Annotated in this window: 13 protein-coding genes; 2 read left to right on the top strand and 11 right to left on the bottom strand. The window is 64.0% G+C overall.

Going from position 1 to position 14,457, the window contains the following annotated elements; genetic code table 11:
- Positions 1-14 precede the first annotated feature (14 nt).
- The 4 genes from catA to AB4Y71_RS01070 form a co-directional block, all read right to left on the bottom strand.
- Positions 15-872, bottom strand: coding sequence for a catechol 1,2-dioxygenase (gene catA, locus AB4Y71_RS01055; RefSeq protein WP_441717299.1), 858 nt, complete (start codon positions 870-872; stop codon positions 15-17).
- A gap of 193 nt (positions 873-1,065) precedes the next feature.
- Positions 1,066-1,344 (bottom strand): muconolactone Delta-isomerase, encoded by a 279-nt coding sequence (gene catC, locus AB4Y71_RS01060; RefSeq protein WP_441717301.1) that lies wholly within the window; start codon positions 1,342-1,344, stop codon positions 1,066-1,068.
- Positions 1,345-1,356: 12 nt separating this feature from the next.
- Positions 1,357-2,478: a mandelate racemase/muconate lactonizing enzyme family protein gene (locus AB4Y71_RS01065; protein WP_441717303.1), complete on the bottom strand. Its 1,122-nt coding sequence runs from the start codon at positions 2,476-2,478 to the stop codon at positions 1,357-1,359.
- On the bottom strand, positions 2,459-3,385 hold the full coding sequence (locus tag AB4Y71_RS01070; RefSeq protein WP_441717305.1) for a LysR substrate-binding domain-containing protein: 927 nt from the start codon (positions 3,383-3,385) through the stop codon (positions 2,459-2,461). Before AB4Y71_RS01070 ends, AB4Y71_RS01065 begins: the two co-directional genes overlap by 20 nt.
- A gap of 380 nt (positions 3,386-3,765) precedes the next feature.
- On the opposite strand from AB4Y71_RS01070, the gene AB4Y71_RS01075 reads away from it, so the two are divergent.
- A complete protein-coding gene (locus AB4Y71_RS01075; RefSeq protein WP_441717306.1) occupies positions 3,766-5,373 on the top strand; it encodes an AMP-binding protein in 1,608 nt (535 codons plus the stop codon).
- A gap of 142 nt (positions 5,374-5,515) precedes the next feature.
- Entirely contained in the window at positions 5,516-6,475 is a 960-nt protein-coding gene (locus AB4Y71_RS01080; protein WP_441717307.1) for an IS481 family transposase, read from the top strand.
- Between the two features lie 5 nt (positions 6,476-6,480).
- Here AB4Y71_RS01080 and AB4Y71_RS01085 read toward each other — a convergent pair whose 3' ends face one another.
- The 7 genes from AB4Y71_RS01085 to AB4Y71_RS01115 all read right to left on the bottom strand — a co-directional run bounded on the left by AB4Y71_RS01085 (position 6,481) and on the right by AB4Y71_RS01115 (position 14,442).
- Entirely contained in the window at positions 6,481-7,971 is a 1,491-nt protein-coding gene (locus tag AB4Y71_RS01085; RefSeq protein WP_441717308.1) for a SulP family inorganic anion transporter, read from the bottom strand.
- 361 nt (positions 7,972-8,332) lie between these two features.
- On the bottom strand, positions 8,333-8,476 hold the full coding sequence (locus AB4Y71_RS01090) for a hypothetical protein (RefSeq protein ID WP_441717309.1): 144 nt from the start codon (positions 8,474-8,476) through the stop codon (positions 8,333-8,335).
- A gap of 93 nt (positions 8,477-8,569) precedes the next feature.
- Positions 8,570-9,682, bottom strand: coding sequence for an alanine dehydrogenase (gene ald / locus AB4Y71_RS01095; RefSeq protein ID WP_441717310.1), 1,113 nt, complete (start codon positions 9,680-9,682; stop codon positions 8,570-8,572).
- Between the two features lie 47 nt (positions 9,683-9,729).
- Entirely contained in the window at positions 9,730-11,217 is a 1,488-nt protein-coding gene (locus AB4Y71_RS01100; RefSeq protein WP_441717311.1) for an NAD-dependent succinate-semialdehyde dehydrogenase, read from the bottom strand.
- Positions 11,214-12,515: an aminotransferase family protein gene (locus AB4Y71_RS01105; RefSeq protein ID WP_441717313.1), complete on the bottom strand. Its 1,302-nt coding sequence runs from the start codon at positions 12,513-12,515 to the stop codon at positions 11,214-11,216. The genes AB4Y71_RS01100 and AB4Y71_RS01105 overlap by 4 nt, the downstream gene beginning before the upstream one ends.
- A 108-nt stretch (positions 12,516-12,623) precedes the next feature.
- Positions 12,624-13,520: a LysR family transcriptional regulator gene (locus AB4Y71_RS01110; protein WP_417365496.1), complete on the bottom strand. Its 897-nt coding sequence runs from the start codon at positions 13,518-13,520 to the stop codon at positions 12,624-12,626.
- A gap of 25 nt (positions 13,521-13,545) precedes the next feature.
- Positions 13,546-14,442 (bottom strand): LysR family transcriptional regulator, encoded by an 897-nt coding sequence (locus AB4Y71_RS01115; protein ID WP_441717315.1) that lies wholly within the window; start codon positions 14,440-14,442, stop codon positions 13,546-13,548.
- Between the last annotated feature and the right edge of the window lie 15 nt (positions 14,443-14,457).

A 14,457-nucleotide genomic window follows, 5' to 3' on the forward strand; every position in this document is an offset into this window, starting at 1 on the left:
CTTCTGCTTCGGATTTACTTCACTGGGTCAAGTACGAAGTCGTAGGTGACCTGCTTGCCGTTGCCCGACTCGGCTGGCTGGACGTCCAGCAGCAGTTCCGGCTTCACGGCGCTTGCGATGTCGTCATCGTTGTGTTCGTCGCCTGGGAAGTACAGCTGGGCGGTGAGCAGCTCGTGGCCCTCGGCTGAAACCTTCAGGTGCAGGTGGGCTGGTCGCCATGCGTGCCAGCCGGCAGCGGCGATCAGCTGGCCGCAGGCACCGTCGGTTGGGATCTGGTACGGAGCTGGCTGCATGGTGTTGATCTGGAAGTTGCCTTCCTCGTCAGCGATGAAGGTGCCGCGCAGGTTCCACTCCGGGATGCCAGGAGCGAACTGCGAGTAGAAGCCCTCTTCGTCTGCGTGCCATAGCTCGATCTTGGCGTTCTTCAATGCAGAGCCGTCGGTCGAGCGGACCTGGCCCTGGAAGAGCAAGTTGGTGCCCTTCTCGTCTTCGCGCATCGAGATGGTGGCAGGGGAGTTCTGGGAAGGAGCTTCCGGCACGTAGTAAGGGCCTTCGATCGAGCCCTTGTTGCCTTCGCGGTGGTCGGTAGCGACCTCTTCCACCGAGTGTTCCAGCCAAACGTCCAGGAACAGCGGCCATTCGCCGTCGTCGCCGACCTTGATCAACCATGCTTTCAGGGCGTTGAACTCGTCGTAGCTCACGCGCTCTTCGAGGATGATGTCATTGGCGGCCTTGACGAGTTTGGAAGCAAGCAGGTTCACGCGTTCGGTCGAAGCCTCGACCTTGGCGAGCTTGCCGGAGTTGCGGAAGCTGTCGGTGGCGGCGTTGCCGGACTTGGCTGCAGTTGCGTCTGCTGGAGTTTCGATGGTCATGGTGACTCCCCTAAATTCTGTGGTGTGACGTACGGGGATCCATAGTGTGACCCCCGCCATCTTGGGTGATTGATATTCAATGTAGTGCAGTGTTCTTGATGAGTGAAATACTTATTTGCCACCAATTGACACGTTTTGAATATCAATACTTGTGGGCTGGGGCACGGTCTGGCGCCGGCGCCCTGGATGCGTTCTAGACCAGCGAATTAGGGTGCTTGGCCAGTGGGGTGACCTTGATCTTCATGTACGGATACATCGGGAATCCGCTGAGGATTTCGTGCAGCTCGTCGTTGGACTCGACGTTGTACAGCGAGTGGTTCGCGTACTCGCCGACCACGCGCCAGATGCCCTGCATCTTGCCGCTGCGCTGCAGGCTCGCGGAGTATTCCTTCTCGCGGGCCTGGAAATCGACGACCTGCTCGGCGGTCAAGTGATCTGGGAAAACAACGTCCATACGGGCAAGGAACAACATGGTGCATCTCCTTTAGTTCGAGGTGGAAAGTACGTGGTCCTGGCGGTAACGCGCCAGCTTGGATTCGTCGATCGCCGCTCCCACGCCGGGCACAGTGCGTACCGAAATGCGGCCGTCGACGATCTGCAGTGGTTCGGCCAGCAGGTCATCGGCCATGTCCAGGAAGTTGGACAGTTCGCCGGCACGGCGGCTGGTGGCCTCGAAGGCGGCGCCGAAGGTGACGGTGGCCAGCGAGCCGACCTGGGTGTCGATCTGGTTGCCCATGGTGACGTCCACGCCCAGTCCGGTGCACAGGCCCAGGATCTCGGTGGCTTCGGTGAAGCCCGAGCGGGCGGTCTTGATGCAGATCGCGTTGGCGCCGCCGGAGAGCAGCTCGCGCGAGACATCGCCGGCGGTCGGTACCGATTCGTCGGCGACGATCGGGATCGGGGAGCGCTCGACCAGTCGGCGGCGGCTCATCGCTTCCTTGGCATCGCACGGTTCTTCGAGCATGGTCAGGCCAAGGCCCTCGGTCTGGCGCAGTACTTCCATGGACTCGTTGGCACTCCAGCCGCGGTTGGCGTCCAAGTAGATCTCCACGTCCTCGCCCAGGCCTTCGCGCAGCACGCGGCAGGCTTCGATATCCAGCGCCAGCGGGCGGCGGCCGACCTTGAGCTTGAAGGTGGTAATGCCGTACTGCTCGCCGAAGCGCAGGGCCTCATCGAGCAGTTCCTGCGCCGGGCGAAAGCCGAGCATGTGGCTCACGCGCATCGAGTCGGTGAACCCGCCGAGCAGCTTGTGCACCGGGGTGCCCAGCGCCTGGCCGATGGCATCCCAGACGGCGATGTCCAGCGCGCCCTTGGCCACCTGGTTGTAGATGGTCCGATCCAGCACCTGGCGGATCTTCGCGCGGTCCATGATGTCCACGCCGATCAGCTGCGGGGCGAAAACGTCCTGCACGATCGCGACGATGGACTTCTGGGTTTCGCCGTAGGTGTACGGGCGCGGTGGCGCGTCGGCGGTGCCGATCACGCCCTCATCGGTGTGCACGCGGATGAGCACGTGGTCCGCGGTGTGCGCCTCGCCGCTGGCAAAGCGCAGCGGGTGGTTGTACGGAATGGCGTAGGGGATTGATTCAATCCGCTGGATTCTCAAGGGGTTCCAGCCTTTCTTCGACGGTATTTTTCGCGGGGAATAGTTCTTTGCAAAGTTCCAAGAAGTTGCGCACCAGCGCAGATTCGTTGCCCGCTCGCCAGGCGATCGCCAGATCGACGGCAGGGGCATTGCGCAGCGGCCGGAAGGTGATCCGGTTGCTGTGCGGCAGGTAGTGCGTGGTCGGCAGCAGTCCGATGCCCAGTCCAGCGGCGACGAAGGTGAGCAGGGTAGAGGTCTCGCTGGCCACCTGCGCGACCTGCGGGACGAAGCCCACGCGGCGGCAGGAATCCACGATGATGCTGTTCACTGCGGAAGAAGGCGGGTAGCAGATGAACTTCTCGCCGGCCAGCTGTTCCAGGCCCAGCTCCTCGTAGGCGCACAGCGGGTGGTCCAGCGGCAGGGCCACGGCCAGATGATCTTGGTCCAGCAGCATGTAGTCCACCTCGGCGCCGCGCACCGGTGGGCGCAAGATGGCCAGATCCAGCCGGCCTTCGACCAGGCCTTCGACCATCTGCGGGGTGAGCATTTCGCCTTGCACATTCAGCTGCAGTCCGGGCATCTGCTGCGAGCTGCTCTCGATGAGCTTGGGCATGATGCGCGAGGTGGCGCTGCCCGTGGAGCCCAGGCGCAGCACGCCCAGGGCGCCATCGCCCACGGTGCGCACGTCGCGGGAGAGCTGTTCGAGCTCTTCGAGCAGGATGCGTCCGCGGGTCAGCAGCAGCTCTCCGGCGTTGGTCAGTTCCACCTTGCGGGTGGTGCGGATCAGCAGCTGGGTATTAAGCGTCTCCTCGAGCTGCTTGATCTGCTGGGAGAGCGGAGGCTGCGCTATATGCAGGCGCGCCGCCGCGCGGCCGAAATGGCGCTCTTCGGCGACAGCGACAAAGTAGCGAAGTAGTCTCGTGTCCATGGTGCTCCGATCGTCGGACCGCGCGTCGAATGCGCAGAAGACGCTTGCTGGCAACTCTAACGCGGCGATCCAAGAGGGTGAAATACTTATTCTGGTCTGATTGAGAGTCTACAAGTATGAATGAGATCGCCGCTATGAGCCCGAGTCTCTAACGTTCTTGCGGCGTGCATTAATTCAGCAAAGGCGGGCTGGAGGAGAAAAGCTTGCTGTACCTTACGGAGCTGTCCGCCGAATTAAGCGACCGGTTGCAGTCCTGGCGGCGCACGTCGCGCCGTTGCTTGGCAGCGGGTCACACCACGGCTAGTGTGTGAATGTGACGTTGGGCACACTATTCATGCCCGCGCAGATTCCGACGAAGCGATCCACGAAGGGGTGCGCAGATGAAGGCTTATGCCAAGGGCGAGAGTGAACCGCGACTGCTGGAAGAGACCATTGGCTCCAACTTCGAAAGCACCGTAGCCCGCTTCGGCCCGGCAGAAGCCCTGGTCGAATCAGCCACCGGCCGGCGCTGGAGCTGGAACGAGCTGGACGCGCAGATCAATCGCCTGGCCAAGGGCCTGCTGGCCGCCGGATTGCAGCCCGGAGACCGGGTCGGCATCTGGGCACCGAACTGCGCAGAATGGGTTTTTACCCAGTACGCCACCGCTAAAATCGGCGTCATCCTGGTCAATGTCAACCCTGCCTACCGCACCCACGAATACGCCTACGCGGTCAACCACAGCCAGATGCGCCTGCTGCTGGCAGTCACCGAATTCAAGACCAGCAACTACCGGGCAATGATCGAGCAAGCGCGCACCGATACTCCCGGCCTGGAGCGCGTGGTCTACGTGGACACCGATGACTATGCGCAGCTGCTGGCCGAAGGCGAGCAAGTCGGCGACGGGGAACTGGCGAAGCGGCTGGCGGCCACCAAGCCCGAAGACCCGATCAATATCCAGTACACCTCGGGTACCACCGGCTACCCCAAGGGCGCGGTGCTCAGCCACCGCAACATCCTGAACAACGGCTACCAGGTCACCGGCATGATCGACCTCAATGAGCATGACCGGCTGTGCATTCCAGTGCCGTTCTACCACTGCTTCGGCATGGTCATGGGCAACTTGGGCTGCACCAGCCGCGGAACCACCATGGTGATTCCCGGCCCGGGATTCGACGCCGAAACCATGCTGCGCGTGGTGGCAGAGGAGCGCTGCACGGGCTTGTATGGGGTGCCCACGATGTTCATCGCCATGCAGAACCACCCGAACTTCAAGGACTACGACCTCTCCGCGCTGCGCACCGGCATCATGGCCGGATCCATCTGCCCCGTGGAGGTGATGCGCCGCTGCGTCGATGACATGGGGATGAGCGCGGTCTCCATCGCCTACGGCATGACCGAGACTTCTCCGGTGTCCTGCCAGACCCGCGGCGACGACGATCTCGAGCGCCGCACCGCCACCATCGGCCGGGTGCACCCGCATGTGGAGATCAAGGTGGTGGATCCGGTCAGTGGCGAAACCCTGGAACGCGGGGAAACCGGTGAGTACTGCACCCGAGGCTACTCGGTGATGCTCGGCTACTGGAACGACGAGGAGAAGACCCGGGCGGCCATCGACGACGAAGGCTGGATGCACACCGGGGATCTGGCGGTGATGCGCGAGGACGGCTACTGCACCATCGTCGGGCGCATCAAGGACATGGTGATCCGCGGCGGCGAAAATATCTACCCCGCGGAAATCGAGGAATTCCTCTATAAGCACCCTGATATCGAGGATGTTTCTGTCATCGGCGTGCCCGATTCAAAATTCGGAGAAGTGGTCTGCGCCTGCATCCGCATGAAGGCCGGGCGCCAGCCGCTCACCGTGGATGCGATCCGCGAATATTCCGCCGGGCAGCTGGCGCATTACAAGGTCCCGGCCTACGTGCGGATCCTGGAAGAATTCCCCACCACGGTGACCGGCAAGATCCGCAAGAACCAGTTGCGCGAGGATGCAGCTAGGTCGCTGTAGCTCCAGACCGGCATTGGCAATCCCGCGGGCTAGTTGTATTAACCACGGACGTTAGGAACATGCGGCGTAGCTGAGTGACAAAAAGAAGACCTCCGAGTGAAGTGCTGTTTGCGACAACATCTACGACATCCCGGAGGTCTTCATGTCCCATTCTAATGCCATCCTTGCGCCCAAAGGCCGGTTGCTGCTGGCACGGTGCATCGTGGAAGACCGCTGGCCACTGCGCCGCGCCGCCGAGCGGTTCCAAGTCTCCGTGTCCACCGCCTCCCGCTGGGCTTCCCGCTACCGGGAGCAAGGCGAGGCAGGGATGCAGGACCGCTCCAGCCGGCCACACCATTCACCGCGCCGCACCAGCGTGCGCACCGAACGGCGGATCATCGCAGTGCGCGTAAACCGCAGATGGGGACCGGCCCGGATTGCTTTCCTGCTGGGACTGCACCCCTCAACCGTGAACAAGGTCCTCTCCCGGGTAGGGCTCTCCAGGCTGGCATGGCAGGACCGTGCCACCGGGCAGGTCATCCGCCGTTACGAGCACGAGGCACCCGGGGACCTGATCCACGTGGACATCAAGAAACTCGGACGAATCCCTGACGGTGGTGGGCACCGGGTCATGGACCGGGCCGCGGGGCGGCGCAACAAGACCAAGACACCCCAGGACCGCCGTCCGGGCTACGCGTACCTGCGCAACGCCGTGGATGATTACTCGCGGCTGGCCTACACCGAAATCCTCTCAGATGAGAAGAAGGAAACCGCCGCAGGATTCTGGGAACGGGCCAACGCCTACTTCCAAGGTGCAGGGATCACCGTGAAACGCGTACTCACAGATAACGGATCCTGCTACCGCTCGCATACCTTGGCCGACGCGCTGGGTCCGGAGGTCAAGCATAAGCGCACCCGGCCCTACCGGCCGCAAACCAATGGCAAGGTCGAGCGGTTCAATCGCACCATGATCGAGGAGTGGGCTTATGCCCGGCCTTACCGTTCTGAGGCCGAGGGGGTGGCTGCATTCCCGCAGTGGTTAGACTATTACAACCACCGTCGTGGACATACTTCGCTGGAGGGTCTGGCGCCAGCGGACCGTGTTCCTAACCTCCGTGGCTAATACACCTAGGACAGCTTGCCGCCCAAGCGGTCCTGCATCTTCTGGCTGGCTTCATTCAAGCCGCGGATTTCCACGGATTTTCCGTACTTCTCGTACTTGGTGCGGATCGAATCCAGCGCCGCAACGGTTGAGGCGTCCCAGAGGTGCGAATCGGACATGTCGATCACAACGCGCTCGGGATCCTGCGCGTAGTCGAACTGGGTGTACAGATCGTTGGAGGAGGCGAAGAACAACTCGCCGTTGACCTTGTAGATCATCGTTTCGCCCTCGGGGGTCCGTTCCACGGTGACCAGATGGGCCACGCGATTGGCGAAGAGCACCATGGCCGAAAGGATGCCCGCGCCCACGCCGATGGCCAGATTGCTGGTGATCACAGTCAGCAGCACGGTGATGGCCATGACGAAGGTTTCGCTCTTGGGCATCATCTTCAGCGTGCTCGGTCGGATGGAGTGCCAATCGAAGGTCGTCGCCGAAACCACGATCATCACCGCGACCAGCGCGGCCATCGGAATCTGCGCGACAATATCGCCGAGCAGCACCGCCAGCAGCAGCATGAAGATGCCCGCGAAGGCCGTGGAGATGCGGGTGCGCCCGCCGGAGACCTTCACTCCCACCATGGTCTGGCCGATCATCGCGCAACCGCAGATGCCGCCGAAGAATCCGGTGACGATGTTCGCGGCGCCCTGCGCCCAGGACTCGCGGGTCTTGCTCGAAGGGGTATCGGTGATGTCATCGACCAGCTTGGCGGTCAGCAGCGATTCGAGCAGGCCCACGAAGGCCACGGCGATCGCGTAGGGTGCGATGATCTTGAGGGTTTGCAGATCCAGCGGCACGCCGGGCAGGTGGAAGAGCGGCAGCGAATCGGGCAGTTCGCCCTTCTCTCCCACGGTGGGAACGGCAACCTTGGCGAAGATGGTGATCGCGGTGAGCACCACGATGGCAATCAGCGGGGCTGGCACCGCCTTGGTGATCTTCGGGAAGAAGCAGACGATGGCCACCCCGAGGACCACCAGCGGGTACACCATCCACGGCACGTTGCGCAGCTCGGGCATCTGCGCCCAGAAGATCGAGATGGCCAGGCCGTTGACGAAGCCGATCATCACCTGCCTCGGGATGAAGCGCAGCAGCTTGGCCACGCCCAGCAGCGCCAGGCTTACCTGGATCACGCCGGCCAGGACCACGGTAGCGAAGAGGTACTCCACGCCGTGGGCGCGCACCAGCGGGGCGACTACCAGGGCCACCGCGCCAGCTGCCGCCGAAATCATCGCCGGTCGCCCGCCGGTAATGGCGATAACCACGGACATCGTGAACGAGGCGAAGATGCCCACGCGCGGATCCACGCCGGCGATCACGGTGAAGGCGATGACCTCGGGGATCAGCGCCAGGGAGACCACCAGGCCGGCAAGCAGCTCGGTTTTGAGCAGCCGCGGGGACTTCAGGGTGCGCAGCACCGACTGTCGTTGCAGGGGTGTCAGTTCAGCGATCGCGGCACTCACCGGGGCTCCGTTTCGTCAGGTATCCCAGGGAATAGATTTGGGGACTTACCCATCTTAGGCGCTAGGAGGGCTGGGAGCAGAGTTGGTTAAAGTCGAGGCCCCAGCCGTTTGCAACGGCTGGGGCCTCTCGATCATCACTCGCACCTTCATGAGGTACTTCCCAATGTATCCGCCGGAACTATGCGGTGCCTGAGCGCAGACTGCATGTTTAGCGAACTGTTGTTTTTCGGCTTCCTACGGTTCTTGGATGAGTGCTTTTTATCGGGATCTGATCTGGCAGAAAGCATCGGGCAAACATGCAAGGTCATGAACTGAGTCTTGACGGAAATTCCAGTCGAAGGATCCTGATTCCGCTCTTGCACTACCCGTACTTGATCCAGTCCAGCTGCGGATCAATATCGCGGTGGGTTCCCGGGTGCTTGCGGGATGCTGGATCGAGGCGAAATAGTTTTGGATACAGAAACTGGCACTGTCGCAAGACCGACAGTGCCAGTTTCAACGTCATCACTCGCACCTTCAAGAGGTACTTACTACTCTAAATTGGCTTTCTGTGGATGGGATAAGCATGCACTACGCGTAGGCCATGCATTCTGGCGTGCTAGACGAGTGCGGATGCGGCTTCGACGCTGGGCAGATCAGTGAAAGCTGCGGCTACGCCGGAGCAAACGATGTGGCCCGCCCGGGTGTTCACGCCCTTGGCCAGCGCCGGGTTTGCCTCCAGCGCGGCCTCAACTCCGCGGTTTGCCAGCTGCAGCAGGTACGGCAGCGTGGCATTGGTCAGCGCCTTGGTAGAGGTTTGCGGCACGCCGCCGGGCATGTTCGCCACGCAGTAGTGGCGCACGCCGTCGACTTCGAAAATCGGGTCCTGGTAGGTGGTGGCATGCGAGGTTTCGAACGCTCCGCCCTGGTCGATGGCCACGTCGACCAGCAGCGCGCCGGGCTGCAGCAGCCCCAGCTGCTCCCGGGTGACGACTTTCGGAGCAGCGCGTCCGGGAACAAGCACGGCGCCGATGACCACGTCGGCCTGGGCCAGCTCGTTCTCCAGGGTCAATGGGTCGTTCATCAGCACGCGAGCCCGGTTGCCCAGCAAGTCGTTCAACTGGCGGATCCGTGACGGCGACATTTCAAGAATGGTGACTTCTGCCTGCATGCCCAACGCCAGTTGTGCCGCCTGGGTGCCCACCACGCCGCCGCCGATGACCAGCACGCGGCTCGGGGCTACGCCGGGAGAGCCGCCGAGCAGCTTGCCTGGTCCGCCTTCGGGGCCCGTCAGGTAGGTGGCCGCCGCGTGGGCCGCCAGGCGCCCGGCGATTTCGCTCATCGGGGTTAGCAGAGGCAGACCGGTAGAGTCCTGCACGGTTTCATAGGCGATCGACAGCGTGCCGGCCTGCAACAGCGCTTCGGTCAGCGGGCGGTCGGCCGCCAAGTGCAGGTAGGTGAACAGCGCCAGGTCATCGCGCAGGAATTGGTACTCGCTGGCAATGGGTTCCTTGACCTTGACCAGCAGCTCGGCGCTGGCCCAGGCTTCGGCCTGGCCCACCAGCATCGCACCGGCCGCGGCGTACTGCTCGTCGCTGAAGCCGGCGTTGGCTCCCGCCCCGAACTCGACGTGCACGGTATGCCCCTGGGAGAACAGCGCCGCGACCCCGGAAGGGGTGATGGCAACGCGCTGTTCGGCCGGCTTGATTTCCTTGACAACTGAAATGAGCATTGGAGGTCTTCCTTCTGAAGTAGCGGTTCGGGCACGACGGCCCGGGGTTAGTGGGTGGTGCGGCGTGAAATGTTGTAGAAGCGGATGGACTGGTATTCCTCTAGGCCTTCGCTGGCTCCTTCGCGGCCCAATCCCGATTGCTTGACGCCGCCGAAGGGAGCCGCGGCGTTGGAAGGCACGCCCTGGTTGATGCCGACGATGCCGGTCTGCAGCCGGTCGGCGACGTTCAGGGCGCGGTCGAGATCCTGGCTGAACACGTAGCCGGCCAAGCCGAACTCGGTGTCATTGGCCCAGCCCAGGACCTCGTCTTCGGTGTTGAAGCGCCGGATCGCGGCGATCGGGCCGAAGATCTCCTGGCCGCTGACCTGCGCGGCGGGATCGACGTGGTCCAGCACGGTGGGCGCGTAGAAGTGCCCGGCGCCCGGATAGCCGTGGCCTCCGGCCAGCAGCTGCGCGCCCTTTTCGAGCGCATCGTCGGTGAAGCCCTGCATCTGCGCGACGGCGCGGGAATCGATCAGGGCGCCGAGCTCGGTGCCCTCCCCGAGCCCGGCGCCGACCTGGATCCGGGCGAAGCGGCGGGCCAATTCGGCGGCGAATTCATCGGCGATGCCGGACTGCACGTAGATCCGGTTGGCACCGATGCAGGATTGGCCGCCATTGCGCAGCTTGGCCGCGATGGTGCCCTCGATGGCGCGTTCGAAATCGGCGTCGTCGAAGACCAGCAACGGAGCGTTGCCGCCCAGCTCCATGGAGCTGCGCAGCACATTCTTCGAGGCCAGCTCCAGCAGTGTGCGGCCCACCGGGGTGGAGCCGGTGAAGGAAACCTTGCGCACCCGCGGGTCCGAGAGCACTGCGGTGCTGAAGGCCGCCGAGTCGGAGGTGGACACGACCTGGACCAGGTCCTCGGGGACGCCTGCTTCGATCGCCAGCTGCACCGCGTAGTAGGTGGTCAGCGGTGTGGCGGTCGCAGGCTTGATGAGCACTGGGCAGCCAGCGGCCAGCGCGGGGGCGATCTTGCGCGTGGCCATGGCCAGTGGGAAGTTCCACGGGGTGATCAGCACAGCGAGGCCTATCGGGGCGCGGCGGGTGAGGATATCGGCCCCGCCGTCGGGTGCCGGCTGGAAGTTGCCGCCGGGGCGGACCGCTTCTTCGGCGTACCAGCGCACGAAGTCGGTTCCGTACTTCACCTCGCCGCGCGCCTCAGCCAGCGGCTTGCCCATTTCCCGGCTGATCAGCTTCGCGATCCGCTCGCCGTGCTCGATGAGCAGGGCATACCAGTTGTGCAGCACTTGGGCGCGGTGCCGGGGACTTTGCTCCGCCCAACTCGTCCCGGCCGCATCGGCGCGCCTGGCGGCGGCCACGGCTTGTTCCGGGGTCGAGTCGGGCACATGCGCGATCAGTTGCCCGCTGGCCGGGTCGTGGACCGCAATGCCCTGGGTCGGCCCGTGCAGGGTTGCGATGGCCGCATCGGCCTCGGCGACGTGTTGCGCAGTGGCGGCGATCAGCCCGGTCTCTTGCTGCGCGGTGGTGCTCATTTGCCGCTCCGATTCGAAATCGCTTCGCCGATGGCATTGATGAAGGTGGACAGTTCCTGCTCGGTGACGATGAACGGCGGGCTGATCTGAATGGTGTTCCCGCGCAGCGGACGACCGATGAAGCCCAGTTCGACCAGGTCATCGCAGACCTGGTCGGCGGACAGTGATTCATGCAGGGTCACCCCGCCCAGCAGCCCGGCGCTGCGCACCTGAATGATGGCCTCGGTGCGGGCGGCCAGCGCATCCAATTCGGCCCGCAGTACTGGTTCCAGCTGCGCCACGCGCGGCACCAGCTGCTCGCGTTCCAGGATCTCCAGGTGCTTGAGCGCCACCGCGCTCGCCGTGGCGTGCCCGGCATAGGTGGCGCCATGGCGGAAGATCGGGGTGTCGGGGGAGTCGACGTAGAACGGCTCCCAGAGCCGCGGGGCCACCATCACGCCACCCAGCGGGGCGTAGCCGCTGGTCACGCCCTTGGCGAAGGTGATCATGTCCGGTTCCAGCCCGTAGTATTCGGCGGCGAACATGGTGCCCATGCGGCCGAAGCCGGTGATGACCTCATCGAGGATGAGCAGGATGTCGTTTTCACGGCAGATCCGGGTGATGGCTTCCAGATAGCCCGGTGCCGGGGGATTGACTCCTCCGGTGCCCTGCACGGCTTCGGTGACGAAAGCGGCGATGTTCTGCGCGCCGATGCGCTCGATGGCTGCTTCGACGGCAGCCGGGTCGTTGAAGGAGACGCGGGCGGTTTCCGGCACCAGCGAGTCGCTGCCGTAGCCTTCGCGGTTGAATTCCAGGCCGGCGATTGAGGTGCCGTAGGCGTGCAGCCCGTGGTAGGCGAATTCGCGGGAGAGGATGATCTTCTTATCGTGGCGGCCTTCGCGCTGCCAGTGCCGGCGGGCTAGCTTGCAGGCGACGTCGATGGCATCGGAGCCGCCAGAGTTCAAGATGATCTTGGCCCGCGGGATGGGGCTGAGCGCGGCCAGCTTCTCGCCCAGTTCCAGGGCCTTGTCATTCGAATAGCGGGCGAAGATGTGGTAGGTCTCCAGCTGCAGCATCTGCTCGTAGGCGGCCTGGGCCAGTTCGGCGTTGCCGTGCCCGACGTTTGCGTGCCATAGGCCGGCGGTTCCGTCGAAGAGCTTGCGTCCGTCGGCGGTGTAGAGCCAGGATCCTTCGCCGCGTTCGACGACCAGCTGGCGTCCGGCCACGGTTGGGGTGTGAGCCTGGGCTGGCCACAGGGAGGGCGCGTCCAGAATGCTGCTGGTGGGGGAGTCCGACAGGGCCAGGTCATTGACGGTCATGTGGATCCGCTCCTTTCCGGTATTCGGTGGTTGGTGGTGAATACCAATCTAGGGAGCCAAACCGGTTATGAAAAGCGAAAGATTCAGACAGCTTTCTGTCAGTTTTACTTACATGTTTTGCGAGTGCTGCAGCTCGGTTTCCAAGGCCTGCCGCACGGCATTCAACGCGGGGTTCTCCTCCGATCCCTTGCGAGCGATCAGCAGCAGGGTGCGGCGCTGGTCGGCCGGCAACCAGGAGCTAGGTTGCAGCTTGCTGCCGGTTTCAGCAATAAGCATGTCCGGCAGGAATGCAGCGGCCAGCCCGGCCTCGACCATGCGCAGGTGGAAAAGCACATCGGAGGAGACATGCTGGATGCGAGGCTCAAAGCCGCGCTCCCGGCACACCCGCAGGGCCCAGTGCGCCGCAGCCGATTCGGCTGGTTCCATGACCCAGGGGAGGCTGGCGGCTGCCTGCTCGTCATCGAGACCCAACCCGGCTGGAAGGTAGCCGCGGATCGGGTCCTGGCCCAGGATCGTGGTGTGCAGCCCGTTGGCGCTGCCCGAGGAAGTGCCGGGAAAGGAATCGGTAATGATTGCATCGACCTGCCGGGAGGCCAGGCGCACGATGGCATCTTCGGGCTCATAGCGCTGGATGCGCACTTCGAGGTCAGGGTGCGTGTTGGCCATGCGCACCAGTGCCGCGGGGATGACCGCGCGGCTGATGCTGGCGAAAGCCGCGACGGTGAAGGCGCCCTGGGCGCGGCGGTGGGAGGTCGCCAAATCGGATTCGGCCTTTTCCAGGGCGGCGAGCACGGTTTCGGTATTGCGCACCAGCTCACGGCCGGCCCCGGTCAGCTGCACGTTGCGCCCGGCGCGCTCGAGCAGCTTCACACCGGTCTCGCGTTCGAGTTGGGCCAGTTGCTGGGAGATTGCCGAATGGCTGTAGGACAGGTTGCGTGCCGCGGCGCTCATGCTGCCGTGCAGGCTGACTTCGCGCAGCAGGCGGATGCGGTTCAAATCGAGCATGGTTCTCCTTGATCAAGTGAAGCGGTCAGCCAGCGACATCCCGCAGAACCTGCAGGAAGCTCTTGGCGGCCGGGCGCAGATTGCTGCTGCGCCGTCCCACGGCGTGGATTTCGCGGAACATCGGGGGCAGGTCGAGTCCCGGTGGAGGGTCGAATTCGGTGATGCTGCCCGGCGGAGGGTCGAGCTCGCCGAACACCATGCGCGGCAGGAAGGCCGCGGCCACCCCGGCGGCAACCAGCTCGCAGTGCAGGCGCGGGTCGGGAGAATCGAACAGCACCCGTGGCTCGAAGCCCAAGGCCCGGCAGTAGTTACGCGAGAACGCGTGGGCATCGGTGCCGCGCGGCTCGAAGGCCCAGTTCAGCTCGGCCAGCGCCGCGAGAGAGGAGACCGGGTGCGGCAGGTAGATGCCCAGTTGGTCGGTGGTGACCAGGTTGCGGACCAGCCCGGAGTCCGTCCGGCGTGGCACATGCGTGAAGTCATCGACGATGGCGATGTCTGCGCGGCGGCTGGTCACCGCATCCAGCGCCTCGCTGGGTTCGAGCTGGGTGAATTCAACGACAACGTCGGGGTGGATCGCCGCCATGCTGCGCAGGGTGCGCGGCAGATAGGTGCGCGCGAAGGTACTGAAGGCCGCGAAGCGGATGACGCCCTGGATCCGGCTGCGCCGGGTTTCCAATTCGGCGCTGGCGGATTCCAGCAATGAGACTGCTTCGTCCACGCTGGCGATCAGCTGCTGCGCGGCCGGGGTGAGCCGGATGCTGCGCCCCACCTGTTCCAGCAGCGGCAGACCGGCTTCAGCCTCCAGCTTGGCCAGCTGCTGGGATACGGCTGACGGGCTGACGCCCAGCATCCGGGCAGTGCCGGCAATGCTTCCGCGCAGGTGCAATTCGCGCAGCAGTGTCAGCCTCTTGAAGTCGAGCATGTGTTTCTCCATCTC

Origin of the sequence: Glutamicibacter sp. MCAF14 (assembly GCF_052114325.1) — a bacterium.
Lineage (GTDB): Bacteria > Actinomycetota > Actinomycetes > Actinomycetales > Micrococcaceae > Glutamicibacter > Glutamicibacter arilaitensis.